Annotated in this window: 19 protein-coding genes, 1 tRNA gene and 1 pseudogene; 14 read left to right on the top strand and 7 right to left on the bottom strand. The window is 71.8% G+C overall.

Going from position 1 to position 22,912, the window contains the following annotated elements:
• Nucleotides 1-74 precede the first annotated feature (74 nt).
• The 4 genes from ACFWB8_RS17010 to ACFWB8_RS16995 form a co-directional block, all read right to left on the bottom strand.
• Nucleotides 75-1,244: an amidohydrolase family protein gene (locus ACFWB8_RS17010; RefSeq protein WP_385226766.1), complete on the bottom strand. Its 1,170-nt coding sequence runs from the start codon at nt 1,242-1,244 to the stop codon at nt 75-77.
• A gap of 4 nt (nt 1,245-1,248) precedes the next feature.
• Entirely contained in the window at nt 1,249-2,631 is a 1,383-nt protein-coding gene (locus tag ACFWB8_RS17005; RefSeq protein ID WP_385226764.1) for an NtaA/DmoA family FMN-dependent monooxygenase, read from the bottom strand.
• A gap of 4 nt (nt 2,632-2,635) precedes the next feature.
• Nucleotides 2,636-3,658: an LLM class flavin-dependent oxidoreductase gene (locus tag ACFWB8_RS17000; protein ID WP_385226762.1), complete on the bottom strand. Its 1,023-nt coding sequence runs from the start codon at nt 3,656-3,658 to the stop codon at nt 2,636-2,638.
• Between the two features lie 191 nt (nt 3,659-3,849).
• Nucleotides 3,850-4,980 (bottom strand): transposase domain-containing protein, encoded by a 1,131-nt coding sequence (locus ACFWB8_RS16995; protein ID WP_385226760.1) that lies wholly within the window; start codon nt 4,978-4,980, stop codon nt 3,850-3,852.
• Nucleotides 4,981-5,259: 279 nt separating this feature from the next.
• On the opposite strand from ACFWB8_RS16995, the gene ACFWB8_RS16990 reads away from it, so the two are divergent.
• The 13 genes and pseudogenes from ACFWB8_RS16990 (at nt 5,260) to ACFWB8_RS16930 (ending at nt 19,489) form a co-directional block, all read left to right on the top strand.
• Nucleotides 5,260-6,129, top strand: coding sequence for a carbohydrate kinase family protein (locus ACFWB8_RS16990; RefSeq protein WP_385226758.1), 870 nt, complete (start codon nt 5,260-5,262; stop codon nt 6,127-6,129).
• A gap of 169 nt (nt 6,130-6,298) precedes the next feature.
• A complete protein-coding gene (locus ACFWB8_RS16985; protein WP_385226756.1) occupies nt 6,299-7,531 on the top strand; it encodes a Rieske 2Fe-2S domain-containing protein in 1,233 nt (410 codons plus the stop codon).
• Between the two features lie 83 nt (nt 7,532-7,614).
• Complete coding sequence (ssuE, locus tag ACFWB8_RS16980) at nt 7,615-8,172, top strand: NADPH-dependent FMN reductase (RefSeq protein WP_385226754.1); 558 nt, start codon at nt 7,615-7,617, stop codon at nt 8,170-8,172.
• Between the two features lie 343 nt (nt 8,173-8,515).
• A pseudogene (locus ACFWB8_RS16975) lies at nt 8,516-8,779 on the top strand (hypothetical protein); the annotation flags it as partial.
• 102 nt (nt 8,780-8,881) lie between these two features.
• Nucleotides 8,882-9,805, top strand: a complete 924-nt coding sequence (locus ACFWB8_RS16970; protein WP_385226872.1) for an ATP-grasp domain-containing protein — start codon at nt 8,882-8,884, stop codon at nt 9,803-9,805.
• Nucleotides 9,806-9,866: 61 nt separating this feature from the next.
• Nucleotides 9,867-11,006 carry a saccharopine dehydrogenase family protein gene (locus ACFWB8_RS16965; protein WP_385226752.1) on the top strand — a complete coding sequence of 380 codons (1,140 nt, stop codon included), beginning with the start codon at nt 9,867-9,869 and terminating at the stop codon, nt 11,004-11,006.
• Between the two features lie 11 nt (nt 11,007-11,017).
• Complete coding sequence (locus ACFWB8_RS16960; RefSeq protein ID WP_385226750.1) at nt 11,018-12,349, top strand: lysine N(6)-hydroxylase/L-ornithine N(5)-oxygenase family protein; 1,332 nt, start codon at nt 11,018-11,020, stop codon at nt 12,347-12,349.
• Nucleotides 12,350-12,430: 81 nt separating this feature from the next.
• Nucleotides 12,431-14,482: a class I tRNA ligase family protein gene (locus ACFWB8_RS16955; RefSeq protein ID WP_385226748.1), complete on the top strand. Its 2,052-nt coding sequence runs from the start codon at nt 12,431-12,433 to the stop codon at nt 14,480-14,482.
• 56 nt (nt 14,483-14,538) lie between these two features.
• On the top strand, nt 14,539-15,810 hold the full coding sequence (locus ACFWB8_RS16950; protein WP_385226746.1) for an aspartate aminotransferase family protein: 1,272 nt from the start codon (nt 14,539-14,541) through the stop codon (nt 15,808-15,810).
• Between the two features lie 44 nt (nt 15,811-15,854).
• Entirely contained in the window at nt 15,855-16,466 is a 612-nt protein-coding gene (locus ACFWB8_RS16945) for a sigma-70 family RNA polymerase sigma factor (RefSeq protein ID WP_385226744.1), read from the top strand.
• Between the two features lie 52 nt (nt 16,467-16,518).
• Nucleotides 16,519-17,523 carry a hydroxyacid dehydrogenase gene (locus ACFWB8_RS16940; RefSeq protein ID WP_385226742.1) on the top strand — a complete coding sequence of 335 codons (1,005 nt, stop codon included), beginning with the start codon at nt 16,519-16,521 and terminating at the stop codon, nt 17,521-17,523.
• A gap of 63 nt (nt 17,524-17,586) precedes the next feature.
• Nucleotides 17,587-18,912: an adenylosuccinate synthase gene (locus ACFWB8_RS16935; protein WP_385226740.1), complete on the top strand. Its 1,326-nt coding sequence runs from the start codon at nt 17,587-17,589 to the stop codon at nt 18,910-18,912.
• A gap of 1 nt (nt 18,913) precedes the next feature.
• Nucleotides 18,914-19,489, top strand: coding sequence for a hypothetical protein (locus ACFWB8_RS16930; RefSeq protein WP_385226738.1), 576 nt, complete (start codon nt 18,914-18,916; stop codon nt 19,487-19,489).
• Between the two features lie 55 nt (nt 19,490-19,544).
• On the opposite strand, the gene ACFWB8_RS16925 is transcribed toward ACFWB8_RS16930, so the two are convergent.
• The 3 genes from ACFWB8_RS16925 to ACFWB8_RS16915 form a co-directional block, all read right to left on the bottom strand.
• Nucleotides 19,545-21,038 carry a SulP family inorganic anion transporter gene (locus ACFWB8_RS16925; protein WP_385226870.1) on the bottom strand — a complete coding sequence of 498 codons (1,494 nt, stop codon included), beginning with the start codon at nt 21,036-21,038 and terminating at the stop codon, nt 19,545-19,547.
• A gap of 102 nt (nt 21,039-21,140) precedes the next feature.
• Nucleotides 21,141-21,214: transfer RNA gene (locus ACFWB8_RS16920), tRNA-Pro, on the bottom strand.
• Nucleotides 21,215-21,328: 114 nt separating this feature from the next.
• A complete protein-coding gene (locus ACFWB8_RS16915) occupies nt 21,329-22,267 on the bottom strand; it encodes a metallophosphoesterase (RefSeq protein ID WP_385226736.1) in 939 nt (312 codons plus the stop codon).
• A gap of 67 nt (nt 22,268-22,334) precedes the next feature.
• Between ACFWB8_RS16915 and ACFWB8_RS16910 the strand changes: the two genes are divergently transcribed.
• Nucleotides 22,335-22,796 carry a GatB/YqeY domain-containing protein gene (locus ACFWB8_RS16910; RefSeq protein ID WP_385226734.1) on the top strand — a complete coding sequence of 154 codons (462 nt, stop codon included), beginning with the start codon at nt 22,335-22,337 and terminating at the stop codon, nt 22,794-22,796.
• The last annotated feature ends 116 nt before the right edge of the window (nt 22,797-22,912 follow it).

Below are 22,912 nucleotides of genomic sequence, written 5' to 3'. Positions count from 1 at the left end.
GCCCGCCTGGCTTCGGTGTACCCTCGGGGTGGGGGCTGGGCGGGGTCGCCGCCCCCCTTCCCACTGCTGCCCGGTTACCGGTCCAGCGTCGCCGGACGCATGGCGCCGGGGGTGTTGCGGCTGGCCAGGAAGCGCGGCACGCCGTCCGTGACGACCGCCGAGATGCCGGGGATGTCACCGATGGACATGGCCTCCAGCGCGGTGGTGGCCGCCGAGCCCCTGGGCGCGTCCAGGACGACGAGGTCGGCTTCGGCGCCGACCCGCAGCCGCCCGGCGGGCAGCCCCCAGACCTCCGCCACGTTCCCGCTGGCCAGCGCCCAGGCCTGGGCGGGCTGCACCGGGGACAGCGCGGACAGTTCCACGACCGTCTTCAGCACGGCCAGCGGCATCACGCCGAACCCCGAGGGGGTGTCGGAGCCGACCACGATCCGGGCCAGGGCGCCGGCTTCCGCGGCCCGCCGCACGATGTCCAGGCCCGCCCTGAGATTGCCGGCCTGGACGATCTGCAGGGCCATGCCGCTCTCGGTCAGCAGCCGCTCCACGTCGGCCGCGGGCAGCGAGGTGGGGCCGCCGTTGGCATGGCCGCACACGTGCGGGTCGAGGGCCAGCAGGTCCTCGGCGCGCAGGGAGGCGGAGCCCGCGGCGCTGGCGCCTCCGGCGTGGCACATGACGACCAGCCCGTGCTCCTTGGCCCAGCGGATCTGGTCGACGCCGTCCAGGGCCTTCTCGTACGCGCCGAAGCCGAACTTGGCGAGCCACACCCCGCAGCGGGCGAGGTGGGCGAAGTCCTCGGCGGTCAGGGTCGGTTCCAGCAGTACGTTGCCCGCGTGGACCCGCATCCCGCCGGGCCGGTAGCGGTCGAAGCTGGCCCGGGCCGCCACCGCGAGCGCCTTGACGCCCTCACGGTCGCGCGGCCGGCCGGGCACGTGCACCTCGCCCGCGGAGATCGTCCGGGTGATCCCGCCGTGGACGTACCCCTCCAGGTAGTCCACGGCCTTCTGGCGGGGTGAGTAGTCGCCGAAGGTGACGTGCCCGTGCGAGTCGATGAGGCCGGGGGCCACGGTGGCCCCGGAGGCGTTCAGCACCCGGTCGGCCGAGGCGACCTCATCGGCCAGGTCCCGGGAGCGGCCGACGGCGGTGATGACGCCGTCGGCGCACAGCACCGTGTCGGCGTCTTCGATCAGGGGGTTCGCGAGGTCGCCGGAGACCAGGGTCCCGGCTCCCACGACGGCCAGTGTGCCCACTGCTTCACCCTTCCTTCGGCTGTGACGGGAGCGTCCGCACGGGCGGAACGGGCAGTCCGAGGTGGTCGCGCAGCGTGCGGCCGCCGTAGTCCTTGCGGTAGAGCCCGCGCCGCTGGAGCTCGGGCACCACCAGTTCGGTGAAGGTGGTGACGGCCCCCGGCACGTACGCCGGGTAGATGTTGAAGCCGTCGGCGGCGCCGCCCTCGAACCACTCCTGGATCATGTCGGCGACCTCGTCCGGGTTGCCGACGACCGTGTGCGAGAGCTCGGCGGGCGTGGCGTGCACCAGGTCCCCGTAGGTGATCCGGCGCGGGCCGTCGATGGTGCGCCGCGTCAGGCGGGTGATCTCGGCCAGCCTGCGCGCGCCGTCCTCGGACACCGCGGCGAGCGTTTCGGCCGGGACCTCCGCGGCCAGGTCGGCGCCCGTCAGGTCCACCCCGAACACGCGGCCCGCGGAGCTGAGGTTGCGCCGGTGGCCCTCGCCGATGCCGCCCTTGCGGACGAGCTCGCCGGGCTCCTCCTCGGGGTCGAGCACGAGCAGCGAGTTGAGCAGGTCGTACAGCGCGACCGCCTCCTCGGTGGTCGGCGCGACGATCGGGGTCAGCCCCGGCAGGATGGTGACCTGGTCCTCGCGGCCGTGGCGGGCGGCCCGGGCCTTGATGTCGGCGTAGTACTCCTTGCGCAGCTCCAGCGTCGGCTGAGGTCCGGCGAAGACGATGTCGGCCTCGCGGGCGCCCAGTTCGCGGGACTGGTCGGAGGTGCCCGCGTTGAACAGCACCACCTGCCCCTGCGGCGGCCTGGCCACGTCGAGCGGTCCGTCCACCGAGAAGTACGTGCCGCGGTGCACGACGGGCCGGGGCGCGCCGCCCTGCGCGTCGGCGCCACTGTCCCACAGGTCGCGTACGACCTGGACGCACTCCTCGGCCCACTCGTAGCGCTTGGCCGTGTCCCAGTGGGTGTCGCGGCCGAAGTTGTACGCGGCGGCCGCGTCGGCGCCGGTGACCAGGTTCCACGCGGCCCGGCCGTCGCTGACGTGGTCGAGGGAGGCCATCAGGCGGGCGATGGAGTACGGGTCGGAGTACGTCGGGTTGGCGGTGACCACGATGCCGATGCGCGAGGTGGCGGCGGCGATGGCGGTGGCGGTGACGTAGGGCTCCAGGCGGGATATCTGGGCCGGGTTGCTGTGCTGGAGGGCCGGGTCGCTCGCGAGGCGGTCACCGAGGAACACGAAGTCGAACTTGGCCCGTTCGGCCTGCGCGGAGACTTCCTGGATGAGGGCGATGTCGTAGGCGGCGTCGGCCCGCGCGTCCGGGTGGCGCCAGCCCGCGGCGTGCGTACCGGTGGCCCAGAACATCAGGCCGAGGTGCAGCTCTCGTTCGAAGGTCATGTCCTCAGCCTCTTTCCGCGATGCGGTTCGCGGGCCTGCTCAGCCCGAAGTGCCCGCGCAGCGTCGTCGCCGTGTACGCGGCCTTGAACCGGCCGGCGGCGCGCAGCCGCGGCAGCACGGTGTCGGTGAACGCCTCGATGGAGTCGGGGAGCGGGAAGCGCAGGGTGAACCCGTCCACCACGCCCTGGTCGAACCAGGATCCGAGCCGCTGCGCGATCTGCCCGGCGTCGCCGACGAGCACCGCGCGGTCCGCTCCGGAACGGGGCGCGCCCGCCCGGGCGTGCAGCTCGCGGGCGAGTGCCTCGGATCCGGCGGTGAAGGGCGTGACGATTCCGAGCCGGGGGCGGCCGCTGCCGTCGGCGGCCGCGGCGAAGTCCGGGTTCCCCACGGTCAGTACGTCCGCGGCGGGCGAGATGAGCGGGTCGGCGGCCGGGGCCAGGACGACGGGGCGGCCCTGCGGCGGGCGGATGACGTTGAGGGGTCCGCGGACCTGGAGCGCCGGTCCCTCGTGGTTCAGGGAGTGGATGCGGGCGCTGTCGATGAAGCGCCCGGTGGCCTTGTCGTGGACGAAGGCCCCGTCCTCCCAGGTGTCCCAGAGGTCCTGGACGAGGGGGACGAACTCGCGGGCGCGGGCCTCGCGTCCGGCCGCGGGGTCGACCCCTTCGCGGCGGTGGTTGGCGTCGGCGGGCCCGTCGGGGCCGGTGATCACCTGCCAGCCGGCGCGGCCGGCGCTGATGTGGTCGAGCGAGGCGACCATGCGGGACAGGTTGTAGGGCTCGTGGTAGTCGGTCGCGGCGTTCATGACCAGGCCGATGCGGCTGGTGGAGACCGCGAGCAGGGACGCGGCGACGACCGAGGCGGGCGCTGCGGCGCCGGCCGGGCGGGCGGCGGGCCGGTCACCGAGGACCAGGTGGTCGATCCCGGCGGCCTCGGCCCTGCGGGCCGCCGCGACGAGTAAGCGGGTGGGGTCGGCGAGACCCGCGTCGGGCAGCTCGTAACCGAGGAGCATTCCCGTGCTTGCGGTCACGAGCGTCGTCCCTGGCGGTTCCGGGGGGAGCGATGGCTCACGTGGTGCCTCCGATGACATGGGAGATCAGACAGGCAGGGGATCGTTGAAGAGGGCCGCGGATTCCGCGTAACGGCTCAATGCCGGCCGGAGGTTGGTGCTCCGTTGCGTCGGCAGAACTCGTTGGGAAGCTAACACGATCTTCGATCGGGCTACAAGCAGTCCGGCGCGATCATGCGCACGGTACGCACCAGCGCGGCGAGTTCGGCCGCGGCGCGGCCGTCCAGGTCCCGGGGGTCGACGAGCAGGCCGCGCACGGCGTGGTGCATCAGCAGCATCGCCCAGATCTCCTGCTCGACGAGCTCGGGGCTGCGCGAGCGCAGCACGTCGATCCGGGAGGGTCCGCCCGGGGCGAGGTCCCCGAGCGTGTCGGTCAGCCGCCACCGCGTGTGGTGGGCGTGGATCAGCCGGGTCGCCGCCGCGTCGGCGGGGGCCAGGACGCTGGTGATCAGCCGGTCCACCGCGCCGCCGCAGTCGGCGTACGTGATCACGCGCACCGGCACCGGCGGCTCGGCTGCGGCGCCCGCGTCCGGCTCCGCGAGCCGGGACAGGTAGCTGCCGTCGGGCAGGACGCGGTCCACGGGCAGGTCCCAGTCGGGCCCGGCCCGCCAGAGCAGGTCCGCGCCGGCCGCGGCGGCCCGGCGCCACAGGTCCACCGACAGCGTGTCCAGTTCGGCGAGCAGCAGCGCGCCCTTGCCCAGCGACGGCAGCAGGTCCCGGGCGGGCCCGCCCTCGCCGGCCGACGGCGCTGTCAGGGCCGCGTCGAGGACGGCCTGGGTGCCGCAGTGCCCGAGCGCGGTCACCCGTACCCGGGGACACGCGCCGAAGTGTTCCCGGTTGGCGGGGGTGTCGGGCAGGCCGAGGGTGAGGGTGTCGAGCGCGATGGGCTCCAGGGCGCCCGGGAGCGCCAGCCCGGAGACCGTCGGCGCGACCGCGCGGAAGAGCAGGCGCAGCGGGGCGGGACCCAGCCGCTGCCGGGCCTGGGTGAGGGCGGAGGGCGAGGGCATGCGCCAGTCGTCGGCCCAGTGGTGCTTGCGGGAGAGGCCCAGCATGAGCCGGCGCATGACCTCCTCGTAGCCGGACGAGGGGTACATCCACATGGCCAGTGCGTGATAGACCATCGTGCGCGCCGACAGGGACCGGGAGCGCTGTTCGGTGCGACCGGCCGCCGCGACGACCTCGTCCACGAGTGAGGGCGGAAAGGCCCAGGTCAGAATGCCGGCGGCAATTCCGTATGCCAGTCGGCCGGATCCGTCCGAGGCCACTTGACCAGCGCGTGCCATCTCGGGCCTCCTCTGCTGAGCGGGTTGCGGTGCGACTCTTCCGTGGTGTCCGATGCGGATGCGGAAGCACGCGATGGCGCCGGACCGGCGCATGAGCGCAGCAATGGGCCTGGCTGCGGTCGCACATGCTCTCACGATCCGCCTGATTCCGAATGCCCTGCCTGTATTCCGGACGGCCTTCGCGTATGCCATTCAAATGGAAGGGTGAGTTCCATCAATCGCATATTGACATCCCACAGGGCAATTCCCGCTCCCGGTCCAGCCGGTGGGCCGGTTCTCGTGGGTACCGTCACCTTGGACTTCCTGCACGAGGGCCCGCTGGGCCGGGGCCAGGATCCCGCCATCCTGCGCTGGGGCGGGGTGGCGAACAACGCCGCCTGCGCGATGGGCGCGCGCGGGGCCCGGCCCGCGCTCGTCACGGTGGAGTACTCCGGGGAGATCGGTCCGGCGGTGGGCGGCCATCTGGCCGGAAACGGCGTGGACTGGCTGCGGCTGCCGGCACGGGCGCCACTGCCGGTGTTCCACGCCGAGCTGGTCGAAGGGTCCGTGGCCGACAAGAGGTTCTACGGGGAGCGCGCCCTCGGCCTGATCACCCCCGCTCTGCTCGACCGGTCCCGCGGCCTGTTCGACGACGCCGCGGTGCTCGCCGCCGGCACGGACGCCGGGGCTCCCGCGCTCGCCTGGCTCGCGGACGCCGCGCGGGACCGGGGCGTGCCGTTCTGGCTGCTGTCGGCCGACCCCAACGAGGTGTCGAAGCTGCGGCCCGAGGGGCGCGGCGCGGACCTGGTGGCGCTCAACCGGCGCGAACTGTCCCTGTGGGCGGGCCGCTCGCTCACCGGCCGGGAGGATCTCGTCGCGGCGGCCCGGCAGTTACCGGCTCCCGGCGGCCGCTGCCTGGTCACCCTGGGCGAGGAGGGCTCCCTGCTGGTCCCGGCGGACGGCTCCGAGGTGGTGTGCCAGCCCGCGTCCTCGCTCACGGACGAGGTGATCACCGTGGGCGCGGGTGACGTCCTCTTCGGCTGTCTGCTGGCCGGGCGCCTCGCGGGCCTGGACTGGGCCCCGGCGCTGAAGGAGGCCACCGGCCTGACCAGCCGTTTCCTGGGCGGGGCCGGTGACGACCCGGTTCCGTACGCGGTCCTGCGCGGCTGACTCCGGCTGATTCCACCGCCGCGCCGGGCCCGAATCAAACGGACTTTCAGGGGCAAGCCGCCTTCCTCCGTGCAGAGTTGTCACGGACCGGGGGCCTGGTTCGTCTTCAAGGGTGGGTGATGGTCGCGGCGCGGACATCCCCTCCCGAATGTCGAAACGGAGGCCCGAAGTGACCACTCAGAAGGTGAATGAGACCTTGACCCAGGTCGGTCCGGGCACCCCCATGGGGCAGTTGCTTCGCGAGTACTGGCTGCCCGTCATGCGCTCCGAGCGCCTCGCGGAGCGGGGCGGCGCCCCGGTCCCGGTGGAGCTGCTGGGCGAGAAGTACGTCCTGTTCCGGGCCGACGACGGCACGGTGGGCTGCTTCGCGGAGGCCTGCCCGCACCGGGGGGCCTCGCTGACCCTCGCCCGCAACGAGGACTGCGCGCTGCGCTGCGTCTACCACGGCTGGAAGTTCCACGTCTCGGGCGAGGTGCTGGAGACCCCGTCGGAGCCGGAGGAGGACGGGCCGCGCTTCGCGGAGCGCGTCAAGCTCCTGCACCACCCGGTGACGGAGGCCGGCGGGATCATCTGGGTGTGGCTCGGCGGGACCGGCCGCAAGCCCGCCGCCTTCCCGGAGTTCCCCTTCACCAAGGTCCCGGCGGAGAACGTCTTCGCCACCGTCGCGCTGGTGGACTGCAACTGGGTGCAGGGCCTGGAGGCGGACATCGACTCCGCCCACGTCTCCCTGCTGCACGAGACCGAGGCCCGCAACGGCCCGCTGCGCGACCTGCTCGACGACACCGCCCCCCGGGACGAGATCGATCCGCAGCCGTACGGATTGCGTTTCGCGGCCGTCCGCTCGCTGTCCTCGGGGGACACCCTGGCGCGGGTGAAGCCCTTCGCCATGCCCTGGTACACCGTGGTGCCCGAGCTGCCCAACGGCGACCGGCTCTGGCACGCCTGGATTCCGGTCAACGACCACCAGACGATCATGTGGTACCTGTGGTGGAACGACGACCAGCCCGTCGACCCCTCCTACTTCAGCGAGCAGTTCGGGCTCGATCTGGACAACCTCAACCCGGACAACATCCGCGAGGGCTACACCCGCGAGAACGGCTGGGGCCAGAACCGGGAGGCCATGCGGGCCGGCACCAGCTTCTCCGGCATCCGCGGCCTGGTCCTCCAGGACGTGGCCGTGCAGGAGAGCATGGGCCCGATCGTCGACCGCACGATGGAGAACCCGGGCAAGAGCGACCGCGGCATCGTCCGCACCCGCCGCTTCCTGCTCGACGCGCTCAAGGCGCACGCCGCGGGCGAGACGCCGCCCGGACTGGGTCTCGACGCGGACTACAGCGCCGTCCGCTCCGCCGTCATCGTCGTACCCGAGGGCGAGGACTGGCGCGCCGCGACCGCGCCGTAGGGCTCACGGCCGCGTCAGGCTCGCTCCGCCCGCCCCTCGGTCCGCGCGTTTCGGCCCGTGAACACCAGAGAAAGGGACCTCTCATGGCCACCGTCCTGTCCGTTTCGGGAAGTCCCTCCGTGACCTCCCGGACCACCGGGCTGCTGCGCCACCTGGACGCGCAACTCATCGCCCAGGGGCACGAGGTGATACCGCTCGACGTCCGCACCCTGCCGGCCGAGCCGCTGCTCAAGGCGGACATGCGCCACCCGTCCATCGTGACGGCGACCGCGCTCTTCGCGCGCGCGGACGGGGTCGTCATCGGCACCCCCGTCTACAAGGCCGCGTACTCGGGCCTGCTGAAGTCACTGCTCGACCTGCTGCCGCAGTACGCCCTGTCCGGCAAGGCGGTGCTGCCGCTGGCCACCGGCGGGACCACGGCGCACGTGCTCGCCATCGACTACGCGCTGCGGCCCGTGCTCGCGTCGATGGGTGCCGCGCACATCGCGCCCGGCTGGTTCACCCTCGACCGCGACATCACCCTGGGAGAGGGCGGGCGGGTGACGATCGCGCCGGGTTCCGCCGAGGCGCTGGAGCGGGTGACCGACCAGTTCTCGGCCGCGCTCCGAGGGCATCCGACGCTGGCCGCAGCCGTCGTCTAACGAATTCCATACGAAGTCTTCACCTTTTGTCAGTGCCGCCCGCGCGGTCGATCCGGTTCCTCCGGATCGACCGCGCGGGCGGCATTTTTTGTTCACCATGGCCAGGGTTTAAACGGCGATTCGGCAGACTGTGGCAGTTAAGTTAGTCACCCCGCCGGTGGCGGGAACGGTCTTGGATTGACTCGATCCAATCGCTTTGTGGCTCGAATTGCGGGAACCGCATGGCGTGTGAAGGGATCTGGCCAGTCTTAACTGGAATGGCCAGTATGCATCCAAGATCCTCTTCACAACCCCCTACCCCTGTGATTGAATAACGCTCGTTTGGTGCTAGAGACCCACTTGAATGCACGACACTCGCGGGGGCTGTTTCGTGACGGAACGTCATATTCTCTTCGTAAACCTTCGACGCATCCAAAGGGAAGGGCTTGAGTCCCTGCTCGCCGCCCGACGTCTGGGCTATCGAGTGATTCTCCTCGGCCGTTCCATTCCTGAATTCGCCAAGCCGCTCGTTCATGAATTCCGGCAGGTCGACACATACGACAGGGCCGCTTCGATCGCTGCGGCCAGGGAACTCCACGCCGCATACAACCTGGTCGGCGTCGCGAATTTCACCGAAGTCGACGTGCAGTTGGTGGCGGCCATCGCCGCTGATCTCGGGCTTCCGGGCATGTCGGAGACCGCCGCCCTCAGGGCGCGCAACAAATACGTCATGAAGGATGCCCTGCGGCATCTCGACGGCGTACTTCCACGCTTTGCAAAGATCTCCGACCTGGCCGAATTGCGGGCCGCCGTCGAAGAGGTCGGACTGCCCGCAGTGGTGAAGCCCACCGGGGCCTCCGGGTCCAAGGGGATCTTCGAACTGCGTGCCCCGGAGGACCTGGACGCGGCCATGGAGAGGCTGTCCCAGATCGCCCGGCCCGATTTCGACCCGGTGTTCAAGCAGTTCGGCGCCGAATTCATCGTCGAGGAATTCCTCGAAGGCGACGAGCTGAGCGTCGAGGGCTTTGTGTCGGGCGGCGAGGTCCACATCGTCACCATCACCGACAAGGTGACCAGCGTCCCCTTCCACCTGGAGCTGGAGCACAAGGTCCCCAGCGCCCTGCCCGCCGATGCCCGGGCCGAGGTGAGCGCCACGACGAAGGACATCGTCGGCGCCCTCGAATTCGACAACTGCGCCTTCCACCTCGAAGCCAAGTGGGGCGACCGCGGACTGCGGTTCATCGAGATCGCGGGCCGCCCGGCGGGCGACTACATCGGCTCGCACCTGGTGCCGCTCGCCACCGGCGTCAACTACTTCGAGAACGTCGTACGGGTGGCCGCGGGCGAAGAGCTCCGGCTGGAGCACGACCGGCAGCTCAACGCGGGCCTGCGCTTCGTACTCGCCGAGCGCGCGGGCCGGTTCGAGGGCGCCGACGGCCTGGAGGGCATCGGCGAGGACCCCGGCTTCGACCACGTCTTCCACGAGGTCCCCGCCGGCACCGAAGTGGCCCTGCCGCCGGAGAACTTCGGCCAGCAGCGCGTCGTCGCCGTCATCGCGCGGCACGTCACGCGCGAGGGCCTCGAAGCGCTCCTCGGCCGCGTCACCACCGAGGCCTCGGCCCGGATCTCGCCCGTAGACGGCCGCGCCGAATGACGTGGGGCGCGCGGGAACGGGGGTCCGGCCCATGAGGGTGACCCTCTTAGGCTGCGGCCAGATGGGCCGGGCCGCCGCCTACGCCCTGGCGACCGACCCCGGTACGTCCGAGCTGCTGCTCCTGGACCGGGACCCCGTACAGGCGGCCGCCCTGCGCGACTGGCTGTCGGACCGCGGCGGCGCCGCGGTCCGGGTCGCCCCCGATCTGGACACCGCACTGTCGGGCTGCGACGCCGTCGCCACGGCGATGCCCTGGGCCCCCACCGAGACCGCCCTGCGCGCGGCGGTGCGGGCCCGCGTCCCGGTCGCCGGGATCACCCGGCCGCCCACGGCCGAACTGGCCCGGCTGGACGCGGAGATCAGTGCCGCCGGCGGCACGGCCCTGCTGCCGATCGGCCTCGAGCCCGGCCTGACCGAACTCCTCGCGGTCCACCTCGCGAGCCGGCTCGACAGCGTGGAAGCGCTGGAGATCTGCTGCGGGGGAGTGCCCAGCGAACCGCGGGAACCCCTCGGATACACCGCCTTCTTCGGCGGGGAGAACGACTACCACCTGCCGATAGCCCAGCGCGAGGCGCTCGCCCTGCGCGGCGGCCGCGAGGTGCACCACCCCCGCTTCTCCGGAGTGGTGACGCGCGAGTTCGAGGGCGTCGGCCGGCTGGAGGCCTACCACGACGGCATGGCCCCCTGGCTGGGCGAGCACCCGGCCCTGCGGGGCGCGGACTGCACCCAGAAGACCCTGCGCTGGCCCGGGTTCGCGCAGGCCGTGACGGAGTTGGCCCGGCTGGGCCTGCTGGCGGACGACCCCGTGGACGTCGACGGAGCCCGCGTGGCCCCGAGGCGGCTCGTCGAGCGCGTACTGGCCCCTCAGGTCCGGGCCGGCGCCGACGACCGGGACGTGGTGGTGCTGGAACTGACGGCACACGGACTGCTGGACGGCCGGCCCGCGTCCCTGCGCACCACGGTGCTGGACTTCGCCGACGAGGCGACGGGCCTGTCCGCCATGGCCCGGACCACCGGCTTCACCCTGGCCGCGGCAGCGCGGCTGCTGGCCGAGCGGGCCGTCGAGGGAACCGGCTGGATCAAACCGCACCTCGCCCTGTCGCAGGAGCTGACGGGACGGGTGATGCGGTCGCTGACCGGGCGCGGCGTCCGATGGCTGCCGGCTCACGAGATCACCGAGGCCGAACGCCCCCACTTGTAACGGGAGTTCATATGAGTACAACCCCCAAGATCTACGACCTGGTGGGTGTAGGGATAGGTCCGTCCAATCTCAGCCTCGCCGCCCTGACCTCGCGGGAGCCCGGCTTCTCGGCTGTGTTCCTCGACCGCAAGGAAGCCTTCGACTGGCACCCCGGCCTGATGCTGCCGGACGCCGAGATGCAGGTCCACTTCCTGAAGGACCTGGTCACCCCGGTCGACCCGACCAACCCGCACTCCTTCCTGGCCTTCCTCGTGGAGACCAAGCGGCTGTACCGGCTGCTGGTGACGGGCCGCTCCAAGGTGCCGCGGCGCGAGTTCGAGCAGTACTGCCGCTGGGCCTCGGAGCGCCTGGACAACCTGCGCTTCGGCGTGACCACCGAAAACATCGAGTGGGACGGCTCCGCCTTCCTGGTGCACACCACCGACGGCGTCCTGCGCGCCCGCAACGTGGCCACCGGGACGGGACTCACCCCCAAGCTGCCGCAGTGCGCCGTCGGCCACGACCCGGAGCAGGTCTTCCACGCGGAGCAACTGCTGCGCCGCCCAAGGGACTTCTCCGGCAAGCGGGTCGCCGTCGTCGGCGGCGGCCAGAGCGGCGCCGAAGTCGTCAACCACCTGCTGACCTGCGAGACCCAGCGTCCCGAGCGGATCGTGTGGGGGACGCGGCGGGCCAACCTGCTGCCGCTCGACGACAGTCCCTTCGTCGACGAGCTCTTCCTGCCCGATTACAGCCGCTACTTCCACAGCCTGCCCGAGGGCGAGCGCGAGGAGGTCGTCCAGCGGCTGCGGATGGCCAGCGACGGCATCTCCCTGTCCACCCTGCAGGCCATCTACCGGCGCCTGTACGACCTGGAGCTGCTGGAGGGGTCCGACCGCGCCTGCCGCGTCCTCCTGGACCAGCACCTGACGGCGCTGACCCGCACCCCGCAGGGGCTGCGCACCACCTGGCAGCCGGCGCGCGGCGGCGAGCCCGTGCACGAGGAGGTGGACGTGGTCGTGTGCGCCACCGGATACGAGCACGGGATGTCGGACCTGCTGCTCGGCCTCAAGGACCGCCTCGCCCTCCAGCACGGGCTGCCGGTCGTCCGGTCCGACTTCAGCCTCGAATGGGACGGGCCGGCCGGCAACCGCGTCTTCGTCCAGAACGCGGCGCGCCGTGAGTTCGGTGTCGCGGACCCCAACCTGAGCCTGCTGGCCTGGCGCAGCGCCGTCATCGCCAACAGCCTCCTCGGCCGTGAGCGCTACGACACCGGACCGGTCAGCACCGCCCTGGACTGGGAGCCGCTCGGCTCCGACGAGGCGGCCCTGCGCCGCCCGGGGGCCGTCGCGGCCGGACGGGCCTGATCCCGCACCCGAAGTCCATGACACGAGAGGAGCAGCGGTGCGTCCGCGGCCGGCGAGCCGTACGACGTTCCGCGCCCAGCAATGCACGTCATACCCATTCCACGCACTGTCGGCGAGCTTGAGCTGCCCGATTTCGTCCGGAGCGTCGAGCCTTCCTGGGCCGAGGGCGGCACGCTGCCCTTCAACCTCAGGAGGGTCACGCTCCGTCCCGGAGAGAGAACAGCCCCGCACAACCATCACGACACCGAGGTCTGGGTGATCCTGGACGGCCGCGGCGAGGTCGTCTCGGACGGGGAGTCCGCGCAGGTGGCGGCGGGGGACACCGTGCGGCTTCCGCCGCTGGGCGTGCACACCCTGCGCAACCTCGCGGACGACCGGCCGCTGACCTTCCTCACCACCTGGTGGGAGGACATGCCGGCGCTGGACCGGGAGCACGACAAGCGGGCCACGGACGCCACCGGCTCCTCGCGGGCCGAGCGTCCCGTCCTGCTCCTGCCGTCCTTCCCCACCCCCAACGGCGAGCTGCACCTGGGCCACGTCGTGGGCCCGTTCCTCGGCGCCGACCTCGTACGCCGCGGCCTGCACCAGCGCGGCACCGAGGCCCACCTGCTGCTCGGCACAGTCGGCCACCAGAGCCAGGTGGCGTCGGCCGCCATCAGCCAGGGCCTGTCCTTCTACGAGCTGGCGGAGCGCAACACCGACGCCATCCAGGAGGCGCTGGCCGCGGCGGACATCGGCTGGGACGTGTTCGTACGCCCCTCCTCGCCGCAGTACCCGCAGGTGGCCCTCGACATCTTCGAGAGCCTGCGCGCCAAGGGCGCCGTGGTGGCGAAGACGGTGTCGGCGAACTACTGCGCCCCCTGCGAGACGTTCCTCTTCGAGGCGTTCGTCTCGGGCGCCTGCCCGCACTGCGGCTCCCACGACACGGCCGGCATCGAGTGCGAGGCCTGCGCGCTGCCCTTCGCGGACGAGGAACTGCGCGACCCCGGCTGCGCCACCTGCGGCACGCCGGCGGAGCAGCGCGAGCTGACCCGCTACTACCTGCCGCTGGAACCGCTGCGCGACAAGCTCACCGCGTACCTGCGCACGGCCCACATGAGCGCCCGGCTGCGCGCCTACGTGGAGCGGGTCCTGGCCGGGCCGCTGCCGGACCTTCCGGTCAGCACCGTCGCGCCGGACGGCATCCTGGTGCCGGCCGACCCCGCGGGCGACGGGCCGGACGCCACCGAGGGCCAGCGGATGTACTCGGCCTTCGAGCTGGCCGCGCGCTTCATCACGGCCCTCGACGAGCTGGCCAAGGGCCGGGGCGCCACGGGCTGGGAGTCGTACGCCGAGTCCGAGGACCCGCGTACGGTGCTGTTCTTCGGCTTCGACAACGCCTTCCTGCGCACCATCGTCTTCCCGGCCGTCCTCGGGTCGTTCACCGACAAGGTCGCGTTGCCCGACACGATGATCTGCAACGAGTTCTACCTGCTCGACGGGCAGAAGTTCTCCACCGGCCGGATGCACGCCATCTGGGGCCGCGAGGTCTTCTCCGAGCAGACCCGCGACCAGCTGCGGCTCTACCTGGCCGGCACCCGGCCCGACATCCGCCGCCGTGACTTCGTCGTCGCCGAGTACGCGGACTTCGTCCGGACCCAGCTGCTCGACGGCTGGGAGCCCTGGCTCGCATCGGTCGACGGCCGCCTGGACAAGCACTTCGGCGGCATCGTCCCGGAGGCGGGCAGCTGGAACGCCGAGGCCCAGCGCTTCTACGGCCAGATCCGCGAGTTCCGCGCGCAGCTCCCCCGCGCCCTGGAGCCGGAGCGGTTCGACGCCCGGGGCGCCGCCGAGGCGGTGCGCACCTTCGTGGACCGTGCCCGCCGCTTCGCCGAGGCGTGCGAGGACGTACTGGACACGGCGCCGCCCACCGGTGACGCGCGTACGTGCATGGCCCTGGAGCTCATGGCCGTACGGACCCTGGCCGAGGTCGCCCGGCCGCTGGTGCCGGTCATGGCCGCCCGCCTGGCCGAGCGGCTCGGGGCGGCCGGCCCCGCGGCCGAGGACGCCCCGCAGTGGGTGCCCGCCGGCAGCGAGGTCTCACTGGCCGGCCCGTACTTCACGGCGGACGTGTCGATCAGGACCGCCCGCTGACGACGCCCCGCGCGTCGATCCCCGTCAATTCCCGCACAGTTGTGAAAGGGCCCATCGTGAACACGGACAAGTCTGCCGAGCTCTACTCCCGCGCGGTCGAGGTCATGCCCGGCGGCAACAGCCGTACCGCCGTCTACAGCGCCCCGTACCCGGTCTACATCCAGTCGGGCAGCGGCGCGCGGGTCACCGACGCCGACGGCGTCGAGCGCATCGACTTCCTGAACAACAGCACCACCCTGATCCACGGCCACGCCCACCCCGAGATGGTCGCGGCGATCACCGAGGCCGTCGCCCGCGGCACCAGCTTCGGCATGCCCACCCCGGTCGAGGTCGAGTACGCCCAGGCGCTCTCCGCCCGCAACGAGACCTTCGAGCACTGCCGCTTCACCAGCTCGGGCACCGAGGCCGTCATGATGGCCGTCCAGGCCGCCCGCGCCTACACCAAGCGCCCGAAGATCGCCAAGATGGCGGGCGCCTACCACGGCGCCTACGACGCCGTCGCGGTCAACAACGACGGCTCCGGCTCGCTCATCAACCACGCGGTCACCGGCAACCCCGACGGCGTCGTCAACAACACCGTCGTGATCCCCTTCAACGACGCCGAGGGCGCCCTGGCCGTGCTGCGCGAGCACGCCGACGACCTCGCCTGTGTGCTGATCGACCCGGTGCCGTGGCGCATCGGCCTGGTGCCCGCAGACAAGGAGTACCTGGACGCGCTGCGCGGGTTCTGCGACGAGAGCGGCGCCCTGCTGATCTCCGACGAGGTCGGCTCCTACCGCGTCGGCTTCCACGGCGCGATGCACCTGCTCGGCAGCGAGGCCGACCTCACCGTCCTCGGCAAGGTCATCGGCGGCGGCATGCCGATCGGCGCGGTCGTCGGCCGGCGCACGTTCATGAGCGTCTTCGACCCGAGCCAGGGCGCCCCGGCGCTGCCGCACTCGGGCTCGTACAACGCCAACCCGGTCAGCATGAGCTCCGGCGTGGCCTCGCTGCGCCTGCTCACCGAGGAGGCCCACGAGCGCATCGGCGAGCTCGGCGAGCGCGCGCGCCAGGCGATGCGGGCCACGGTCGAGTCGGTCGGCCTGGACTGGGAGGTCAACGGCCTCGGCTCGCTGTTCCGCGTGATCGCCACCAGCGCCCCCGAGGGCTACGCCAGCCCGGCCGCGGCGATGAAGCGCCTGTACTGGGTGCTGCTGGACAACGGCATCCACATCGGCGACAGCGGTCTGGGCTGCATCTCCACCCCCATGGGCGACGCGGAGATCACCGAGTACGCCGCGGCCTTCGACAAGAGCCTGCGTCAGGTGCTGGCCGAGGGCCGGGCCTGACCCCAGAGATGGGCTGAGCCACGGGCCGGCCTGGAGGCAATACCTTGTTCGATGTTGACCAGGAAGAGTTCCAGCGCCGGAGGTCGGGTCTCCAGGCGCTCGCATACCGCCGCGTCGGGTCCGCCGAAGAGGCCGAGGACATCATCTCCGAGGCCTGGCTGCGCTGGATGACGGCCACGAACGTGGAGAACCACGGTGCCTTCCTCTCCACCGTGGTGAGCCACCTGTGCGCGGACTACTGGAAGTCCGCGCACACCCGGCGGGTCTCCTACGTCGGAACCTCGTTACCGGACGAGCTGACGACGCCGGCGGGCCCGCCGGTCGAGGAGCCGCCGCGGAGCGTGGAGCGCGCCGACGAACTGCGGCGCGGCGTGGCCTGGCTGCTGGAACTCCTCGGCCCGGCCGAGCGGGCCGTACTCGTCCTGCGACTCGCCTTCGAGTACAGCTACCGCGAGATCGCCGGCGTGCTGGGCATCAGCGAGGTGTATTGCCGAAAGCTGTACGGCCGGGCGCTCGGCCGCCTGGAGGAGGGCAGGCCCCGGTTCACCGCCGCGCCCGTGGAGCACGCCGAACTCACCCGGCGGCTGCTGGCAGCCAGTCGCGGGGGAGAACTGCGGCCGCTGGAAAGCCTGTTGGCCGCCAGCGTCGCGGCCTGACCCCCTTCCCACCCGCACCATCCACCCCTAGCCCCCTAGGAAGCACAGGATCATGCGACCGAACGTAGTCCTCGTCGGCTCGATGTACGACGCCGAGGCCGAGGAGCTGCTGGAGCAGCACGCCCATGTCACCCGCGTCGACGACGCCGACCGCGAGGCCGTCCTCGCGGCCCTCGCCGACGCCCACGGCCTCGTCGCCCGCTACCCCGCCCGGATCGACCGGGAGCTGCTGGCCGCCGCGCCCAAGCTGCTCGCCGTGCTGTCGAGCGGCCGCGGCGTCGACAACATCGACATCGAGGCGGCGACCGAAGCCGGCGTCGTCGTCGCCAACAACCCGGGCCTGGGCGGCAAGCCCGTCTCCGAGCACTTCTTCGGCCTGCTCCTCATGGTCACCCGGGGCCTCGGCGCGATCCACCGCCACGGCAACCGGGCCGCCTGGGGAGAGAGCCGGCTGGGCACCCACCGCGTCGAGCTGACCGGCAAGACCCTGGGCATCGTCGGCCTCGGCAACGTCGGCGGCTGGACCGCCCGCCGCGCCCACGGCGGCTTCCTCATGCGCGTCCTGGCCTACGACCCGTACGTCTCGGCCGAGAAGATGGCCGAGGTCGGCGCGATCAAGGTCGAGCGCCTCGAAGACCTCCTCGCCCAGGCCGACTTCGTCACGGCCCACCCCGAGATGAACGACGAGACCGCGCACATGTTCAACGACAAGTCCTTCGCGCAGATGAAGGCCGGGGCCTACTTCGTGAACACCTCCCGGGGCGGCGTCGTCGACACCGACGCCCTGGTCCGGGCGCTGCGCAGCGGCCACCTCGCGGGCGCCGCCCTCGACGTGTACGAGGAGGAGCCGCTGCCCGGCGACCACCCGCTGCTCGGGCTCGACAACGTCGTACTGAGCGCCCACATCGCCGACTTCACCGTCGAGACCAAGCGCGCCCTCGCCCTGAACGCCGCCTCCCAGCTGATCACCGCCCTCGGCGGCAAGCAGCCGCCGAGCGCCCTCAACCCGGACGTCTGGGGCAAGGTCGCCGAGCGCCGCCGCGCTCTGCTGGCCTGACGACCGAGCGGCAGCGCGGGCACCCGCGCTGCCGCACCCGAAAGCTGACTGAGGAGTTCCATCGTGCTACTGGCGGTCGTGGGCCTTAACTGGGGCGACGAAGGCAAGGGAAGGATGGTCGACAATCTCTCCGCGGATGCCGACTACGTGGTCCGCTACCACGGAGGCAGCAACGCGGGGCACACCATCCACACGGATCAGGGCAAGTTCAAACTGCACAGCCTGCCGAGCAGCGTGATGCGCCCCGAGGTCACCAGCATCCTGGGACCCGGCATGACCGTGGACATCGAAGGCCTGCTGGCCGAGCTCGACGCGCTCGCCGAGCACGGCGTGCACCCCGAGCGCCTGCTGGTGTCCCACCAGGCCTCCGTCTGCTTCCCCTTCCACCGAGACCTGGACGCCGCCGAGGAGGAGCGCCTCTCGCACGGGCAGTACGGCTCCACCCGCAAGGGCATCTCCCCGGCGTACGGCGACCGCGTCATGAAGAAGACGCTGCTGGTCGGGGAGCTCTTCGACAAGGAGAGCCTGCCCGCCCGGCTGGCCTCCGTCGTGGACTGGGCGAACGAGCGGATCGAGAAGATCTACGGGGGCACCCCCCTGCTCCTCGCCGACGTCGAGCGGTGGGCCGCCGACGTGCGCGAGCGCCTCGAACCCCACGTCGTGGACGTGACGCGGCTGCTGACCGAGGCCCTGGCCCAGGACGCCACCGTCCTCGCCGAGGGCCAGCTCGGCGCCCTGCGCGACCTCTACTTCGGCATCTATCCCTTCACCACCTCCTCGAACTGCCTGGCCGGGCACGCGCCCGTCGGCATGGGGATCCCGTGGGCGAAGGTGGACCGGACCGTCGGCGTCACCAAGGCGTTCTCCTCCTGCGTGGGGGCCGGACCCTTCGTGACGGAGTTCGACGAGGAGCGCGCCGACCGGCTGCGCCGCCAGTGGGGCGAGTACGGGTCCACCACCAACCGCCCGCGCCGGCTCGGCGCGTTCGACGCGGTGGCGACCCGGTACGGGGCCCGGATGCAGGGCGCCGACGCGATCGCCATCACCAACCTGGACCAGCTCACCGGCACCGGCGAACTCCAGGTGTGCTCGGGCTACGAGCGCGACGGCCGCCCGGTCGCCGAGTTCACCACCAGCCCGGCCGAGCTGGCCCGTATGAAGCCCGTGTACGAGACGTTCGCCGGCTGGGACGAGGACATCTCCGGGGCGCGGCGCTACGACGAGCTGCCCCGGGCGACCCGCGCGTACGTGGAGGGGATCCAGCGCCTGCTCGGCGTGCCCGTGCGCTACGTGTCGGTCGGCTCCCACCGCGACGCGCTCATCGAAATCGAGACCGAAACCGAAACCGAAACCGGGACCGGGACCGGGACCGGGACCGAGGGGAACTGACGTGCTCGCCGTACTTGCCGTGAGTGACAAGCGGAACATCGACACGCTGGCCGCGGGGCTGCTGCGGCTGGGCTGGGACGTCGTGGCGACCGAGGGCACCCACCGCCTCCTGCGCGAGGCGGGTCACGAGGTCGGCCACGTGGCCGACCTCGCGGGCGCCCCCACCCTGCTGGGGGGCAGGGTCAAGACGCTGACCCTGTCGGTCATGGGCGGCATCCTCGCCCGCGACACCGAGTCCGACCTGGCGGAGATCGCCGAGTACGGGATCACCCGGGTGGACCTCGTCGCCTGCAACTACTACGTGCTCCCGCAGCTCGCGGCGGGCATGGACTTCGCCGGCTTCCGCGAGAAGATCGACGTCGGCGGCCCGGCCATGCTGCGGGGCGCGGCGAAGAACTGCGAGCACGTCATCCCGCTGAGCGACCCCGACGACTACGACTCCGTCGTGAAGCTCCTGGACGGCGCCGGGGGCTCCCCCTCCGCGATCGGCATGCCGCAGCGCCTGGCCCTGGCCGAGAAGGCCTTCGCCATCAGCGCCGCGTACGACGACTCGGTCCGCGCCCTCTTCCGCCCCTGACCCCTGACCCCGTCGCCGACCCCGGGGCCCGCTTCCCTCGAAGCGGGCCCCGCCGTCAGTGTCCGGCGGAGAGCTTCCCGCTGAGGCTGCCGTGCAGGTGCGCGCTGTGCTCGTTCAGGCCGGTGATCTCGACGCTCTTGCCGCGCTGGCGGTACCTGGTCTCGACGGCGTCGAGCGCCGCGACGGAGGACGCGTCCCAGATGTGCGCGTCGGAGAGGTCGATGACGACCTTGTCCGGGTCTGCGGCGTAGTCGAACTGCCCGACGAGGTCGTTGGAGGAGGCGAAGAACAGCGCGCCGGTGACCGAGTAGACCACCGTGCCCCCGTCGGGGTCGGTGACGGCGGTGACGTTCGCCAGGTGCGCGACCCGCTTGGCGAAGATGACCATCGCGGTGACCGACCCGGCGACGACGCCGACGGCGAGGTTGTGGGTGGCGACCACGCAGGCGACGGTCAGCACCATGACGGTGATCTCGCCGGCCGGCATGCGCCTGAGGGTCTTCGGGGCGACGGAGTGCCAGTCGAAGGTGGCGAAGCAGACCATCACCATCACGGCGACGAGCGCGGCCATCGGGATCCGGGAGACGACCGGCCCGAAGACGACGCACAGCACCATCAGGAAGACGCCCGCGAGGAAGGTCGACAGCCTGGTCCGGGCGCCGGACACCTTCACGTTGATCATCGTCTGGCCGATCATCGCGCAGCCGCCCATGCCGCCGAAGAATCCGGTGACGATGTTCGCGATGCCCTGGCCGACGGACTCGCGGGTCTTGCTGGAGCGGGTGTCGGTGATCTCGTCGACCAGCTTCGCCGTCATCAGCGACTCCATCAGGCCGACCACCGCCATGGCCGCGGCGTACGGGGCGATGAGCGTCAGGGTGTCCAGGGTGAACGGCACGTCAGGCAGACCCGGAACCGGCAGCGAGGACGGCAGCGCGCCCTTGTCCCCGACGGTCGGCACCGCGATGCCCGCGGCGACGGTGATCGCCGTGAGGATGACGATGGACACCAGCGGGGCCGGAACCGTCTTGGTGACCTTCGGGAAGAACACCATCAGCCCGAGCCCGCCGGCGACCAGCGGGTAGACGGCCCACGGCACGTTCCGCATTTCGGGGACCTGCGCCATGAAGACGAGGATGGCGAGGGAGTTGACGAAGCCGACCATCACCGAACGGGGTATGAACCGGACCAGCTTCGCCACCCCGAGCGCCCCGAGCACGATCTGGAAGGCGCCGGCGAGGATCACCGCCGCGATCAGGTAGCCCAGGCCGTGCTCACGGTTGAGCGGCGCGATCACGAGCGCGACGGCCCCCGTGGCGGCGGAGATCATCGCCGGCCGCCCGCCGACGACGGAGATCACCACGGCCATGGTGAACGAGGCGAAGAGGCCGATGGCCGGGTCGACCCCGGCGATGATCGAGAAGGAGATCGCCTCGGGAACCAGCGCCAGCGCGACCACCAGACCGCCGAGCACCTCGGTCCGCAGCACCCGCGGCGACAGCCAGGCGGGCGACGCCGGCCGGCGAAGGCCGCGCGGCCGCGAGGGTATGCCGACCAAGATCTTCTCCCAGATGTCTTCCAACGACCCCCGCAGACGCAGGAAGGGCCTGACCCGCGATGCGGATCAAGCCCTTGACCTGGTCTTACGAAGTCGGGGTGGCGGGATTTGAACCCACGACCTCTTCGTCCCGAACGAAGCGCGCTGCCAAGCTGCGCTACACCCCGATCGCCGCCTTGCAGCACTGCTGCCCTGGCGACATCGATTACTTTAGCGGACCGTCGGCCGGAGACGAAATCCGGTTTTCGGCGGCTGGCCCCAGGGGCCCCGCCGCGCTGCCGTCACGCCTCGGGCGTCAGCGTCAGGAGCGTCGCCTCGGGCGGGCACGCGAACCGCACCGGGGTGAAGCGGTTGGTGCCGCAGCCCGCCGACACGTGCAGGTACGCGCGGTGGCCGGCGCTCTCGTGCGTCGACAGGCCCTTCACCCGTTCGGTGTCCAGGTCGCAGTTGGTCACCAGCGCCCCGTAGAAGGGGATGCACAGCTGCCCGCCGTGCGTGTGCCCCGCGAGGATCAGCGGGTAGCCGTCGGCCGTGAAGGACTCCAGCGTGCGCAGGTACGGGGCGTGCACGACGGCGATCGAGAAGTCCGCGCCGGTGTCCGGGCCGCCCGCGACCTGCTCGTAGCGGTCGCGCTTGATGTGCGGGTCGTCCAGGCCGGTGAAGGCGAGGTCCAGCCCGTCCAGCTTGAGCCGCGCCCGCGTGTTGGTGAGGTTGTGCCAGCCCGCCGCGTCGAAGGCGTCGCGCATCTCCTCCCACGGGTTGTGGACGGCGCCGACGACCGGCCTGTTGCCGTTCAGCCCGTGCCGGCCCTGCACCTTCTCGATCAGGTAGCGCCCGGGATTGCGCAGCCGCGGCCCGTAGTAGTCGTTCGACCCGAAGACGTACACCCCGGGGAACTCCATCAGCGGACCGAGGGCGTCCAGCACCTCGGGCACACCCTCGGTGTCGGAGAGGTTGTCGCCGGTGTTGACGACGAAGTCCGGGCGCAGGCCGGCCAGGGACTGGAGCCAGGCGCGCTTCTTGCGCTGCCCGCCGACCATGTGGATGTCCGAGACCTGCAGTATCCGCAGCGGTCGCATCCCCCGCGGGAGAACGGGCACCGTCACCCGGCGCAGGCGGAAGGACCGCGCCTCGAAACCGGCGGCATAGGCCACACCCGCGGCCCCCACCGCCGCGATGGAGGCCGTGACCTTCAGGGGTACTCCGTAACGCGCACGCATGCCCCCATCGTCGCAGACAGGGAAAACCGGCGGGCGCCACCGGCCCCGTACCTGGCAGACTCGGGGCATGACCACGCTCAAGGCCAAGCTCCAGGAAGATCTCACCGCCGCCATCAGGGCGCGTGACGAGCTGCACTCGTCCACGCTGCGACTGACCCTCTCCGCGATCACCAAGGAGGAGGTCGCGGGCAAGGAGGCACGCGTCCTCTCCGATGAGGAGGTCCTCAAGGTGATCTCCAAGGAGGCGAAGAAGCGCCGCGAGGCCGCGGACGCCTTCGCCAAGGGCGGCCGTCCGGAGCAGGCCGCGCGGGAGACCGCGGAGGGCGAGTTCCTCGACACCTACCTGCCCAAGCAGCTCGGCGACGACGCGCTCGACGCGATCGTGGCGCAGGCCGTCGCGGAGGCCAGGGCCGCCGGCGCCGAGGGGCCGCGGGCCATGGGCGCCGTCATGAAGATCGTGGGCCCGAAGGTCGCGGGCCTGGCGGAGGGCGGCCGCATCGCCGCCTCCGTCAAGAAGGCCCTCATGTAGACGTCGCCCTCGCGTCAACGCAGAAGAGGGAGGGGGCCCCCGCCACCCAAAACCCCGGGGCCGCCCCCACCATTCGGAGGGGGACCCCCCCCCCCACACGCGCCGCCCCCCCCCCG

Origin of the sequence: Streptomyces sp. NPDC060031, assembly GCF_042736805.1 — a bacterium.
In the GTDB taxonomy this organism is placed as follows: Bacteria; Actinomycetota; Actinomycetes; order Streptomycetales; family Streptomycetaceae; genus Streptomyces.
Note: the sequence above shows the minus strand (reverse complement) of the source record. Positions and strands in the feature narration are given on the sequence as shown.